The sequence below is a fragment of the Pelomonas nitida genome, assembly GCF_043555975.1.
In the GTDB taxonomy this organism is placed as follows: domain Bacteria; phylum Pseudomonadota; class Gammaproteobacteria; order Burkholderiales; family Burkholderiaceae_C; genus Pelomonas; species Pelomonas nitida.
The window spans coordinates 1-286 of sequence record NZ_JBIGIA010000061.1 but is presented as its reverse complement, the minus strand read 5'-3'; the positions used below and the strand labels follow the sequence as shown (position 1 = coordinate 286).

The following is a 286-nucleotide window of genomic DNA, read 5'->3' as shown; positions in this document are numbered from 1 at the left end:
GTGTCGGCCAGTCGCTCGCGCAGGCGTTCCGCCAACTGCAGCGCTTCCTCGTGGCGGCAGTTGCCGGCGAGGATGGCGAACTCCTCACCGCCCTGGCGGGCCAGCAGCTCGCCCTGACGCACCAGCGTGCGGGCCAGCGCAGCCACGCCTTGCAGCACGGCGTCGCCGGCCGGATGGTCGAGGCTGTCGTTGACGCGCTTGAAGTGGTCGAGGTCGAAGACGATCAGCGCCACCGGCCAGCCGTGCCGGCGGGCCTGGGCCAGCAGGGCCGCGGCCTGCTCGGCAA

The 286-nt window shown here is 73.1% G+C and carries 1 protein-coding gene; it reads right to left on the bottom strand.

All coding sequences use genetic code 11. The annotated features are described in order from the left end of the window. Window positions 1-286 (bottom strand): GGDEF domain-containing protein (locus ACG00X_RS24105; RefSeq protein WP_394492375.1); only part of this gene is annotated, 286 nt, incomplete at both ends.